Annotated in this window: 12 protein-coding genes; all 12 read right to left on the bottom strand. The window is 37.0% G+C overall.

From position 1 onward, the window contains the following. Positions 1 to 7: 7 nt before the first annotated feature. Positions 8 to 1,621 (bottom strand): polysaccharide biosynthesis protein, encoded by a 1,614-nt coding sequence (locus MHB48_RS00300; protein ID WP_342599638.1) that lies wholly within the window; start codon positions 1,619 to 1,621, stop codon positions 8 to 10. A 76-nt stretch (positions 1,622 to 1,697) separates the two neighbouring features. Beyond that, positions 1,698 to 2,234, bottom strand: coding sequence for a stage V sporulation protein T (gene spoVT, locus MHB48_RS00295; RefSeq protein WP_340925064.1), 537 nt, complete (start codon positions 2,232 to 2,234; stop codon positions 1,698 to 1,700). An 86-nt stretch (positions 2,235 to 2,320) separates the two neighbouring features. Next, positions 2,321 to 5,851 carry a transcription-repair coupling factor gene (gene mfd / locus MHB48_RS00290; protein WP_342599637.1) on the bottom strand — a complete coding sequence of 1,177 codons (3,531 nt, stop codon included), beginning with the start codon at positions 5,849 to 5,851 and terminating at the stop codon, positions 2,321 to 2,323. A 97-nt stretch (positions 5,852 to 5,948) separates the two neighbouring features. Beyond that, complete coding sequence (locus MHB48_RS00285) at positions 5,949 to 6,179, bottom strand: anti-sigma-F factor Fin (RefSeq protein WP_340916627.1); 231 nt, start codon at positions 6,177 to 6,179, stop codon at positions 5,949 to 5,951. Positions 6,180 to 6,227: 48 nt separating this feature from the next. Beyond that, positions 6,228 to 6,791, bottom strand: coding sequence for an aminoacyl-tRNA hydrolase (gene pth, locus MHB48_RS00280; RefSeq protein ID WP_342599636.1), 564 nt, complete (start codon positions 6,789 to 6,791; stop codon positions 6,228 to 6,230). 87 nt (positions 6,792 to 6,878) lie between these two features. Continuing rightward, positions 6,879 to 7,490 (bottom strand): 50S ribosomal protein L25/general stress protein Ctc, encoded by a 612-nt coding sequence (locus MHB48_RS00275; RefSeq protein ID WP_342599635.1) that lies wholly within the window; start codon positions 7,488 to 7,490, stop codon positions 6,879 to 6,881. A 76-nt stretch (positions 7,491 to 7,566) separates the two neighbouring features. After that, positions 7,567 to 8,526, bottom strand: coding sequence for a ribose-phosphate diphosphokinase (locus MHB48_RS00270; RefSeq protein ID WP_340916621.1), 960 nt, complete (start codon positions 8,524 to 8,526; stop codon positions 7,567 to 7,569). 22 nt (positions 8,527 to 8,548) lie between these two features. Then, positions 8,549 to 9,919, bottom strand: coding sequence for a bifunctional UDP-N-acetylglucosamine diphosphorylase/glucosamine-1-phosphate N-acetyltransferase GlmU (gene glmU, locus MHB48_RS00265; protein ID WP_342599634.1), 1,371 nt, complete (start codon positions 9,917 to 9,919; stop codon positions 8,549 to 8,551). Between the two features lie 174 nt (positions 9,920 to 10,093). After that, a complete protein-coding gene (spoVG, locus tag MHB48_RS00260) occupies positions 10,094 to 10,384 on the bottom strand; it encodes a septation regulator SpoVG (protein WP_340916616.1) in 291 nt (96 codons plus the stop codon). 1,103 nt (positions 10,385 to 11,487) lie between these two features. Further along, positions 11,488 to 11,859 carry a RidA family protein gene (locus MHB48_RS00255; RefSeq protein WP_340916614.1) on the bottom strand — a complete coding sequence of 124 codons (372 nt, stop codon included), beginning with the start codon at positions 11,857 to 11,859 and terminating at the stop codon, positions 11,488 to 11,490. Continuing rightward, entirely contained in the window at positions 11,837 to 12,688 is an 852-nt protein-coding gene (gene purR / locus MHB48_RS00250; protein WP_340916612.1) for a pur operon repressor, read from the bottom strand. The genes MHB48_RS00255 and purR overlap by 23 nt, the downstream gene beginning before the upstream one ends. Before the next feature lie 55 nt (positions 12,689 to 12,743). Continuing rightward, entirely contained in the window at positions 12,744 to 13,610 is an 867-nt protein-coding gene (gene ispE / locus MHB48_RS00245) for a 4-(cytidine 5'-diphospho)-2-C-methyl-D-erythritol kinase (protein WP_342599633.1), read from the bottom strand. Between the last annotated feature and the right edge of the window lie 195 nt (positions 13,611 to 13,805).

Genomic DNA, 13,805 nt, shown 5'->3' with positions numbered 1-13,805 from the left:
CACAACCTTACTTTTCTTTATTCAACCAAAGCTGAAAGGTAGCCATTCTTCTTCCGAACGGCAATAAAAACCACTCTTTTTCCGCAATGACACGCCTTTTTGCCAATATTACTAGAAATATCCACGCTCCTAAAAGAACTGCACTTAACGATATAACGACTGACTGAATTCGACTCGATAAACGAGCAAACAAAAAGGCATCTGCCACGTATACATATGCACCTACACAAACAATCATCATTATTGAAGAAATAGCAATACCTTTATAAAACGAAAAAGAACCAAAACTTATTTTCCAACTCTTTTTAAAGTAATAAAACATCAGAACGAACACGATTGCTAAACTAATATTTCCAGATATAGCTGCACCTAATACGCCATAAGATGGTATAAGCATACCATTTAATAGCCACTTACTGCATACTCCAAGTAGTAAAAACAATGTAGGCATACCCACCTTACCACTTCCTTGCAACATTGCCATTAATGTAAGAATTAATGACATCCATATAATCTGAAAGGAAAATACCATTAATGTAATAGATTCATCTCTCGTTTGGAAAAGCATTTCATTTACATATGGTAGTACTACGATAAGACCCAATGTGGCAGCAATTCCAAATGTAAAAGCAACTCGATAGGTAAGCTGCATGAATGGTATAGCTGTTCGCCCTTTTTCTTTGTTCATTCGATGTGCGACAAGGGGTACAATCGCTAAAGATAGTGTAGAGGCAATTACTATTCCTAGTTGTACAAGTGGTTGGCCTCGATCATAAATTCCTTTCTTCTCCATCGCTTGCTGCTTTTGCATACCGCTTTCAAGAAGTAATTGAAAAACAGTAAATGAGTCGACGAGCTGCAATAATAAAAATAACAAGGCACTGATACTGGCACCGATGCTAATCAGTGTCAAATCTTTCACAACTGGCCATAACTGCACGGGTTGGCTTTTGTTATCCATGGTCTTGTGTCTAACTGTTTTCCAATAAGCAAAGGATAAAAATAAAACCCCAGCTAGTTCACCTGCTACCGCTCCATACATCGCCATACTACCTGCCTTGTATAGATCTAAAGTATTTGACACAACAATCCATGTGCCCAATAAAATGACGGATACGCGTACAGCCTGCTCTACTATTTGGGCATAGGCAACTGATTCCATACGCCCTTCGGATTGGAATTCTCCTTTTAAAACAGCAAGGATAGGCATTAATAAAATCACGTAGGACCCTGCTTTTAATAATTGAGCTAAATGTATATCTCCCATTGCATTTGCTATAGAATCCGCACCAAAGAATAAAAAAAGAAAACATAAAATAGATGTTATCCCAATATAGTAAAAAGCTATTTGTCTAACTTTTGGAATGGCATACGCTCTACCTGATGCTTTATAGTCTGATAAAATTTTAGATAACGCAACTGCAAACCCGTAAGAAGTCCATGTAGTAATAATAGCAATGAACGGATACACTTGTTGGTAAATATAAAAACCTTCATCGCCTACTAAATTTTGAAAAGGTATACGGTAAACAGCGCTTAGCAGCTTTACAATGATTGCTGCAACAGTCAGCATTGCCGCTCCCTTCATATATGTTTTCATATTCCATTCATTACTCATCATAAAATCCTTCTTCCATCCAGCAATAGCACTATTATATACAAAAAAGCCTTCCTCTTGTATAAAGAGGAAGGTTTTTTTAATTCTCCATTTGTTTTGCTAAAAAATTTGCAGCTGTTTCAATTGCTTTTAATTCCGCTTCCCCAATATAGTGCACTTTGGAAATGATAAAGATTGCTCCTATCGGATCTCCAGACGCGATAATGGGTGCAATACAATAAGATTTGACTGTTTCAAAAACACCAGGTACCCATTCTACAGAGTTTTCATGTTTTTCCATAACAATGGTACGCTTATTTACAATGTCTTCTACATCAGGACTTATCCTACGTTTCAAATAATCCTTTTTAGACAGGCCTGCTGCTGCAATCATTTCGTCCCGGTCACTTATTAATACTGGTGTTCCTAACGTCTCGTAAAGAGTCTCCGCGTATTCTTTTGCAAAATCTCCAAGCTCATTAATCGGTGAGTATTTCTTTAATATTATTTCTCCTTCTCTATCCGTAAAAATTTCCAGAGGATCTCCTTCTCGGATGCGAAGTGTTCGACGAATTTCTTTGGGAATAACCACTCTTCCTAAATCATCAATACGACGTACGATGCCTGTTGCTTTCATGTAATGTGCCTCACTTTCGACAGATTGGGAACTAAAGTTCATTTCTGCCATAGTATGTATCACATGCCATCAAAATATGCAAAGTACTATTCTACTTCATCTATTTCTTTTTTTGCCTTAGGCAATAACATCATCATATCCTCTAATATATCAAATGAATTAAATCTACCTGCCTTACGTTCATCTATTGTAATCACTAAGTTTGCATTGTTCATATTAAATCCAACTGCGCGGCCATATTTCATCGATTCCTCTACAAGCATTGCACCGTTTATATTTTTTGTTCCTTCTCCATTTAAACGAATGGAAACAATTTTATTTGCTTCTTTAATTGATTCCACGCCAACAGCTTTACCCCAAACTTTCATTCTGGCAATACGCAGTAACTTTTCTGCTTCAAGAGGCAAATCACCAAAACGATCCTGTAATTCATCTATAAGATCAAAGTATTCTTCTTCCTTTTCCATTGCTTTCACACGTTTATACATCTGAATCTTTTGGTATCCATCTGGTATATATTCATCTGAAATATATGCATCTGTACTTAATACAATTTCCATATCAGCTATATCTTCTTTTTTAACTCCGGTACGTTTTTCTTCAATTGCATCTTCCAGCATTTGTGTGTATAAGTCAAAGCCAACAGAGTCTATGAACCCATGCTGCTGCGAACCTAACAGGTTTCCTGCCCCACGGATAGATAAATCTCGCATGGCAATTTTAAATCCAGATCCCAGCTCTGTAAATTCTTTAATTGCTTGCAATCTTTTTTCCGCAACGTCTGTGAGAACTTTATCTCTTTGATGCATTAAATACGCATATGCAACACGGTTTGACCGTCCAACACGCCCTCGTAACTGATAAAGCTGAGACAATCCCATTTTATCTGCATCATGTATGATAAGCGTATTTACGTTAGGGATATCAATTCCTGTTTCAATTATGGTTGTCGTTACTAAAACATCGTATTCTCCTTCTAAAAAACTAATTATGACGGATTCTAGCTCTGTTTCAGACATTTGTCCATGTGCAAATCCTACCCGCGCACTTGGCACAAGCATTTGAATTTCATCCACTTTACGCGTAATGTCTTCCACTCTGTTGTATAAATAAAACGCCTGTCCTCCCCTAGCAAGCTCTCTTTCGATTGCCTCTCGAACAAGAGAACCGTTATATTCCATCACATAAGTTTGAACTGGAAAACGATTTTTGGGAGGTGTCTCAATAACAGATAGATCACGAACACCAATCATCGACATATGTAATGTTCGTGGAATTGGTGTTGCTGTAAGAGTCATCACATCTACATTTGTTTTTAATTGTTTAATTTTCTCTTTATGTTTTACTCCAAATCGTTGCTCTTCATCCACAACTAGGAGCCCTAGATCATGATATTCAACGTCTTTCGATAGTATGCGATGTGTTCCCACTGCTACATCTACTAAGCCCTTTTTTAAGCCACTAGTCGTTTCGGTTTGTTGTTTTTTCGTACGAAAACGACTAAGTAAACCAACTTTAATCGGGAAATCCTGAAAACGCTCCAACATGGTCTCGTAATGTTGTTGGGCGAGAATTGTCGTTGGACATAAAAATGCTACTTGTTTACCTTCCATTACAGCTTTAAACGCAGCGCGAATAGCTACCTCTGTTTTTCCATATCCTACGTCTCCACAAATGAGGCGATCCATCGGACGGGCTTTTTCCATATCTTGTTTGACTTCTTGAATAGAACGAAGCTGGTCTTCTGTTTCCTCATACGGAAAGGCCGCTTCAAATAATTGCTGCATTTCCCCATCTGGTTCAAATGCATATCCTACCTCTGCCTCACGTTTTGCATAAAGCTTCAGTAACTCATCTGCAATATCTTGAACAGCAGCAGATACCTTCGTTTTAGTTTTTTTCCAATCCGCTCCACCTAATTTATGGAGCTTTGGATCCTTCTCTCCAGAAGCGACATATTTTTGTATAAGATCAATTTGATCCACTGGAACAAATAATTTATCTTCACCACGATAACGTATATGCAAATAATCTTTATGAATTCCGTTAACTAGAAGTGTTTCTATTCCGATATATTTCCCTATCCCATGGTGTATATGTACAACATTATCTCCTGGTTTTATTTCCGAATAACTTTTAATGCGTTCTGCGTTAGTTACTTTTTGCGTTCTTGCTTTTTTCTTATGCCTTTGTTTAAATAATTCAGCATCTGTTATTACTGCAATTCGTTGGAGAGGCAATTCAAACCCAGCTTCTAAATCACCTTCTACAATATAAATTCCAGGGTTTTGTAAATCCTCTACAGTGGCCCCAATCTTTGAAACTATTTCATAATCTTCTAAAACATTATGAACCTTCTGTACACGATCTTTTCCATCTGCAAGAATTAGAACACGGAACTTTCCTTGTAAAAATCGTTCCACTTCATTTTTTAACAAATGAATTTGTCCGTGGAAGTTTTGCATTGGTTTACAAGAGATGCTCATATTTTTCTTAATAGTTATTCCTGAGAATGTACGTGAAAACAAGGAAAAGTATAGTTTCTCATTGGGAAGCATCTGCAAAATTTCTTTTAAGTTAAAGGACGGCTTTACATTATGAACTGTTTTTCCTTCTTCTAACAAAGACAAAAACCAATCGTTTTCTTCTCTTTCTAACGTTTCTGTTACTTCTTGAATTCTTCCTAGCTCATCAAATAATACCAAACCGCTTTTATTAAAATAGTGACCTAAAAAATTTGTTTTCTCAAGCAATGATACGTACTTCATAAATTCTTTTGGTTGCTCACCTTGTTTTAAGAGTTCAATATCTTGCTGTATATTTTGATAAAATTGCTCTTTTAACTCTTGTATTTTAACCTTTTTCAAACTTTCAGCTAAAGCTTCTTCAAGTCTGTGGGCAAGTAATGCTTTTTTACTTTCCGTTAACACGTATTCAGATGCTGGTAAAATACGAATATCTTTTAGCTTTTCTAAAGAACGCTGATCCTCCGCAGAAAATGTACGAATAGAGTCAACTTCTGTGTCAAACAACTCAATCCGTATCGGGTTTTCTAAATAGAGTGGATAGATATCAACAATTCCACCTCTTAAAGCAAATTCTCCAGGTGTTGTGACCATTGGTTGTCGGACATACCCCATATTCACAAGGCTTTGCAGAAACGTTTCCAGTACGATTTCGTCGCTCTCTGCAATGGAGACTGTACTCTCTTTCCAATCCTCCACACTCGGCATATGTTTCTTAAGACCTGCAATCGGGACAATGTAAATACCATTTTTTTTCGTCAGCATATGGTCTAACGCTTCTAATCGTTGTGCCCGAAGCTCTGGACTAGTTATCGATATATCTGCAGCTATAAGCTCATCTGCAGGGTAAAGTCTCACTAGATCTTCCCCAACTAATTTAACTAAATCCTCTGTCAGTTTTTGAGCATGAAGTAAGTTTGGTGTAACGATAAGAATGGATTTCTCCAGGGAATTGTATAGCAATTTAGTAAAAACAGCTCTAGCACTTCCAGAGAGACCTGTTATTAATTGTTGGTCCTTTCCACTCTCTAATTCTTTCACTAGCTTTTGTATATGTGTATCTTCGATTAATAAGTTGCTTAGAAGTTCCATTTCAACCCACCCTTAGTTAATTAACGAAAGTACCTATTTTATGATGATAACAAAAAACAGAAAAAGGCTTTGTGCACAAAATTGTGCCAAAGCATCTTTACTGTATCCATTTTTTCAAAGCATAGTAATTTGGGAACTTTTGAAGGGAGCTCTGACACTCCTCACAAATGCATTGTACTGTGTAATCTCCATCAGCTCCGTTTTCTATATATATATGTTGTTCATCCGGTTTAATTTCATGTTTAAGCAAAAATTGACTGTCTATAGAATCGAATGGCAACTGACCAATCTCTGTTTCACAATGACGGCATTTATATCGAATTGGCATGGTCACTAAAACCCCCTTTTTAGGAAGTATAGACCTTACCATCATTTTTTATGCACCATTGTATGTATTCATTACTTCTAAAAAACTTTTCAGAAGCCAATCTTCACATGCATCTGCACTTTTTTTCACCGCTTGCTCCATCTCAGTCTTTTCGTCATCACTAAATCTAGATAAAACGTAGTCTGGAACTTTCATCCCGTTTTTAGGGCGATCTACTCCAATACGAATACGATTAAATTCTTGTGTACCAAGATGCTGAATAATAGATTTTATGCCGTTATGACCACCAGCGCTTCCCTTTTGACGTAGTCGAAGTTTTCCTACTTGTAAATCTAGGTCATCATAAATAACAACTATTTGGTCATCTTCAACCTCAAAATAATCCATCATAGGTACAATACATTCTCCGGATAAATTCATATATGTTAGCGGTTTTAATAACATCACTTTTTCCGTTCCAACATGAGAAATACCGTACATCCCATTAAACTTCGATTGTGTAAGCGGTATATTTAATCGACTGGAAAGCTCATCTATTACATGAAAACCAATATTATGCCTAGTCGATTCAAATTGCTTCCCTGGATTTCCAAGACCTACAATAATTTTCATTCCATTCCATTCCTTTAATACGTATTTCCTTTAGTTTATCATATTCAAAACAAAAGAGATTGCCTTAGGACAACCTCTTTTGATTTATTATTCTTCTGTTATTGTTTCTTCAGTGACTTCAGCTCCGTCAGCTTCGGTTGATTCAGTTTCTTCCACTTCGACGCGAGGTGCTGAAACAGTTACTAGTGTATAGTCATCTTCATTCACAATTGTATAGTGTTTTTTTGCTCGAATATCTGCGACTGTTAAGGTATCACCAATTACCATGTTCGATACATCCACATCAATACTTTCAGGAATATCAGAAGGTTTCACCTTAATCGTAATTTCTCGGTTCGGTTGTTGAAGCATTCCACCCTCGGAAGCTCCTACTAAATCACCAATCATATTCACTATGACGTTTACTTCTAGTTCTTCCTTCATATTGATCGCTAAAAAGTCTGCATGAATTATTTGACCTTTTAAAATATTCATTTGGTAATCACTTAATACTACGTTGACAGGTTTACCGTCTACTTCTAGTTTCATGACACCATTCCGACCAACTTCTCGAAGCGCTTTGGATAGATCTTTTTCATTTAAGGCAATCGATTGTGTTTCCAATTCAAATCCATAAACTACCGCTGGGATGAAACCACTTTTTCGTAACTTCGCATTATCTTTATGTTCACGCTTTTGAGTTTTAACTAATGTGCTCATCTATTTTCATCCTCCAATAAGTTCTTATCCTATTTAGATATATACCCATTTGGAGGACGTTTCAAACGTTATAGGATCAATCAAATAATGTACTTACAGATTTCTCTTCGAAAACTCGTACAATTGCATCACCTAACAATTTTGCAACAGACAATTCTTTGATTTTTGGAGAAGTTTTATCTTCAGCTAATTGAATAGAGTTAGTAATGACTAATTCTTTTATAACAGAATTATCAATACGTTCAATTGCTGGTCCAGATAATACTGGGTGTGTGCAGCAAGCGTATACTTCTTTTGCGCCACTTTCCATAAGTGCTGCTGCTGCAATAGAAATGGTGCCAGCAGTATCAATAATGTCATCAATTAATATAGCTGTTTTACCTTCTACATTACCTACGATATTCATAACCTCTGCCACGTTTGGACGCGGACGACGTTTATCAATAATTGCAATTGGAGCTTTTAGACGATCTGCCATTTTACGAGCACGAGTTACACCACCGTGGTCAGGGGATACGATAACCAATTCTGCCGGATCAAAGTTCTTACCTAAGAAGTAATCAGATAAAATTGGAGCTGCCACTAAATGATCTATTGGAATATTAAAGAATCCTTGAATTTGTGGAGCATGTAGATCAAGTACGATCGCACGAGTTGCGCCTGCAGTTGTTAATAAATCTGCTACAAGTTTAGCTGTGATTGGCTCACGAGCACGTGCTTTTCTGTCCTGACGTGCATATCCGTAGTAAGGGATTACTACACTAATTGTACGAGCTGAGGCACGTTTTAGTGCATCAAGCATTATTAATAATTCCATAAGATGTTCGTTTACAGGGCCTGAAGTTGATTGAACAATGAATACATCGCATCCACGAATACTTTCCTCGATATTGATCTGTACTTCACCATCACTAAATCTAGTAACTGTACTTTTACCTAGAGGTACTCCTACTTCTTTTGCGATTTCTTCTGCTAATTCTCTATTAGAATTAAGAGTAAATATTTTCAATTTTGAGTTTGCATATTGTTCTGGCATGGTAATCCTCCTGAGTTGTGGGTTATTTTAGTTTTTGTTTGTTTACGTAGCCTTCTTTATTCTCCTGTCGAACACGGCCTATTGCAAGTGCTTCTCCAGGTACATCTTTTGTAATAGTAGAACCTGCAGCAACATATGCTCTACTGCCAATCGTAACTGGTGCTATTAAATTGGAGTTACAGCCAACAAAAGCATCGTCTTCAATCGTTGTTACAAACTTATTTTCTCCATCATAGTTTACAGTAATCGCTCCACATCCAACGTTTACATTCGAACCAATGGATGCATCCCCCATATAACTTAAATGAGAAATTTTACTTCCGTTCCCTACTGTCGATTTTTTTACTTCGACAAAGTTTCCGATTTTTACATCATTGCCAACCTCTGACTTTGGTCGAATATGCGCAAATGGACCAATAGCTGTGTGATCTCCCACTTCGCTAGATAAAACGACAGATGAATGGATAGTTGTTCCATTTCCAATTACACTTGAAACAATATGGCTGTTTGGACCTATCGTGCAGTTTTCTCCAATAGTAGTTTTACCTTCGATGATTACTCCAGGCTGAAGAACCGTGTCAGGACCAATAATGGCCTCGCTACTAATGTATGTATTTTGAGGATCTATAATCGTTACGCCTTCACGCATATGATGATGTGCAATACGAGAACGCATAATTTGTTCTGCTTGAGATAATGCTATACGATCATTTATCCCTAGTGATTCTTCAAATTCATTTGCAGCAAAGGCTGAAATTACTTCGCCTTCTTTTTGTAAAATCTCGATTACATCCGGTAAATAATATTCACCTTGAGCGTTTTCATTTTTAACTAACTTTATAGATTTAAACAAAGCTTCGTTATCAAAACAATACGTTCCAGAGTTAATCTCATTTACAAGCAGTTCTTCTTGTGATGCATCTTTTTGTTCTACAATGCTTTTAACATTTCCATCTTCCGATCGAATAATTCTCCCATAACCAGTTGGATTATCCGCAATTGCAGTTAAGATGGTTGCTTTAGCACCAGTCTGTTTGTGATGATTTAATAGATTATTCATCGTTTCTACGGTTATAAGTGGTGTATCACCACATATAACAATCGTTGTACCTGAAAGAGTTGCAAGTGCTGGCTCAGCCTGTAATACGGCATGGGCAGTTCCTAGTTGCTCTACTTGTAGAGCATATTCACTTCTATTCCCTAACTGACTTTGAACAGTTTCTGCACCGTGGCCTACGATCGTGACAATTTTTTCAACACCTAGCTTCTCCATGTTTTCTACAACGTGTTCTACCATAGGCTTTCCACAAACAGGATGTAATACTTTATATAGACTAGACTTCATACGAGTTCCCTTACCAGCAGCTAATACGACCGCGTAAGTATTTGTCATTTTCCGTTTTCCCTCCAGTGGGCTAATTTCCTCTTTTGACTATAGCCGAAATGAAGCGATTTTTCAAGGAAATATCTCTTGACAAATACATTACAAAACAAGTAATATAGACAACTTTACTGCACAAAAAAACCATCTCTATCATAGAAATGGTTTTGTTTTGTAATTATACTATTATATGCTTGCTTCTTTTAATCTTTCTTCTTCTACATCATCACTTAGATGATAAGCATATAATACCGCTTCTTGAATTTTTGAGCGGGTTCCAGAATTTATCGGATGTGCAATGTCACGAAATTCGCCTTCAGGAGTTCTCTTACTCGGCATCGCAACAAATAATCCATCATTTCCATCAATTACTCGTATATCATGTACAACAAATTCGTTGTCCAGTGTAATGGAAGCGATAGCCCTCATACGGCCATCTGTCAGTACTTTGCGTAATCTCACGTCAGTTACTTCCATTTCTTCACCACCCCTTTTTTCAAATTACAAAAATCCATCTTATTTACTATTCCACAAAAATTTAAAATGTCCTTCTTTATTTACGAATATTTTTAATATTGTAAAACAAAAGTATTAAAATACGTATTCTTAGAATCCTGTAATATTTCATCACGGCTGTTGATTATCCAATTTACACCATTAAAATTTTACAAGAAATGTGCAAGGATCCCATTTTGCACTTGTACGTTTTTGATTTGCTTTTGACGAAATGATCACTACATCATTACCCAGGGCTAAGTGCATCTTTTACTGCTTACTTTATAAAAAGGAACTAGCCAATTCTTTCATTTCCAAAATCTTTAAAACTTTGTATCGTTTTCGGAGGTCTTTGGACAGACTTATTGCTCTATCATTACCGATTGATTTTTAATAGAGGCTGGTCGTGACTGACGTCACGACCAGCCTCTATTTTCTCGGTAATCTTATGCCGTTTGTCCGTCCGTCGCCCTTCTTCAACAGTACGAATAAGGTTAAGATCTTTTTAGATAATGAGTGAATAGATTCTATCTTACTCATGTTGAAAGCCCCCGAAGATGCAATTTCGGGGGCTCTAGTGCTCCTCTATATAATAGATCCTAACTATTTTTAGGTCATATACTCTTTTACCAGTAGAAGAAAATTAGCAGAAATGCTCTTCTTAAAGATTCTTGTTTGCTAACAGGTCCATCCCCCTCTACCTTACCTTGTATACAATCCACTGCATTTTCCTATCGTTCAAAGCACCAGTAACTTTATGCACTCCAAAACTATATACTTCCCAAATCTTTTAGTTGTCCTTTCTTTTATGATTGATTTGAAAACATTTACTTGATTGTAGTGAAAGGCGGCGACTCCAGCGGGATGAGTGAGACAGATGAACCATCACAACGGACGCGTAGCGGCGGTGATGGTTCATCGCTCACCCCGCGGAAAGCGTCCGCCTGTAACGGGAATCAACAGTAGTATTGAATCGATTTTTTCTCCAAAATATCTGAACACTGGATTTATGGAATGGAAAATTATATACTTTCTTATTCTTTCAAAAAAAAAGCATGCTTTCCGAAGAAAACATACTTTTTATCTTATATAATTGCTATTACTTCTATTTCTACTTTTACATCTTTCGGTAGTCGAGCAACCTCTACTGCAGAACGCGCTGGTTTGTGCCCCTCAAAATGTTTTTCATATGCTTCGTTAAATTCAACAAAATCGTTCATGTCTTTTAAAAAGACTAATGTCTTTACTACTTTTGATAAGGAAGAACCTGCTTCCGTCAGTACTGCATCTAGATTAGCAAATACCTGTGCTGTTTGTTCTGTAATAGAACCTTCTACTACTTCTCCTCCAGGTGTTAATGGAATTTGACCTGAGCTATAAAACATTCCATTTACAATGACCCCTTGAACATAAGGTCCGATAGCCGCTGGTGCATTAGTTGTTGATACTGCTTTCATCTAAATTTCCACCCTTCTCAAAATAATTTCCTTCAGTTAATGCTATTGTGCCATCTTTTTCATTGACTTCATGAAGTTTTACAAGAGATAAATAATCGTCTACTAACTGTTCACCTTCATGCTCTGCCTCTACTAATACAGCAATGCCTGCAAGCTCACAATTAAATTCTTCTAGTAAACTCTTCATCCCATTAATCGTACCTCCGACTTTCATAAAGTCATCGGTGACTAATACTCGCTGCCCTTTTTCCATACTTCTTTTGGAAAGAACCATTGTTTGAATACGTCTTGCAGATCCAGAAACATAATTAATACTTACTGTTGGACCTTCTGTCACTTTGCTATCTCTACGAACAACTACGACTGGTACATTTAAATGTCTAGCTATGGCATGTGCAATAGGAATACCTTTTGTGGCAACCGTCATAATTGCATCTATTTTTTCATTAGCAAAAGCTGAGGCAAAAACTTTACCGACCTTATTCATAAGAGACGGGTTCCCCAACAAGTCCGTCATATATAAGTAGCCACCAGGTAACAGGCGCTCTACTTTGGAAAGCTGTTCGATTAAATCTGCAGCAATTTGTTTTACATCTTGATCAGTCATTGTAGGTATAAATTTTACGCCACCTGCTGCTCCAGGCACAGTTACAAGTAAACCTCTACCTCTTTCTTCAAACGTTTCTTTTACAATAGTTAAATCTTCACTAATAGAAGACTTAGCTGATTCATACAATGAAGCAAAGAACGTTAAAGAAATTAATTTATGAGGGTGTTCAATTAGATAGTGAGTCATGTCTACAAGCCGTTCACTTCTTTTCCATTTCATATAATCACCTCAAATCACGAATATTTTATTAAAAACTTAACACAATTATCCGTGTTTAAGCAAGTGAATCCCGGTCTCCAATTAATCGAACTGCATAAACCTCATCACAAAAACCACGAAGTCCATTATATACCCTCTGCACTCTCGACTCTTGGTTGACCAGCCCAAACACAGTTGGGCCGCTACCACTCATCAACACAGCATCTGCACCAAACTTTTGCATTTGTTCTTTTAATCCAGCAACCTCTGGATATAACTTTAGAGTAACCTCTTCTAATACATTCCCTACGGAAGCACACATCAAATCAAAATCTTTTTCCTCTATTGCTTTAACCATATGTTTTGTATTTGGATGTACTATATTATTTATTTTTAAATTACCATAAATATCTGCTGTCGAAACTCCTAACGTTGGCTTTGCTAGGATTATCCAACAATTTGCGGGAGCTGGTAGTTCTCGTATCTTTTCTCCTCTACCCGTTGCAAGTGCTGTACCACCGTATACACAAAAAGGAACATCTGACCCTATCTTCGTACCAATTTGGGCGAGCTCGTCCAAAGTAAGTCCTAAACCCCAAATTGTATTTAATCCTCTTAACGTTGCAGCGGCATCACTGCTACCACCAGCTAAACCGGCAGCCACTGGTATGTTTTTCTCAATTTTAATGGAAACTCCTAATTTCACCTGATACGTATCTTTCAGTACTTTTGCGGCTTGATAGGCTAAGTTTCGATGATCATTTGGCACAAAACGATCAACTGACAAAATATGTATTTCTCCATCTTCTCTTACTTCTAATCCAATACGGTCCGCCAAATCAACTGTTGTCATAATCATTTCGACTTCATGGTAACCATCAGGACGTTTATGTAATACATCCAGTGTTAAGTTTATTTTGGCAGGCGCTTTTACATAATACATTCCATCTGCTCCTTTTCCAACATATATTGTCCCCTATTTTACCACAGTAATTTCTATTTGAAAAAAACGAAAAGCATGCTTGTACAACACAAAAAAGAAAAGGCGGATTTCTCCGCCTTTTCTCCTTGCTAGTTGTCCACTATTCTTTGGATTTCGTTTGCATACCGGTTTGTAACCAGAATAGTCATATTCAAG

The organism is Psychrobacillus sp. FSL H8-0483, assembly GCF_038637725.1.
GTDB lineage: Bacteria > Bacillota > Bacilli > Bacillales_A > Planococcaceae > Psychrobacillus.
Note: the sequence above shows the minus strand (reverse complement) of the source record. Positions and strands in the feature narration are given on the sequence as shown.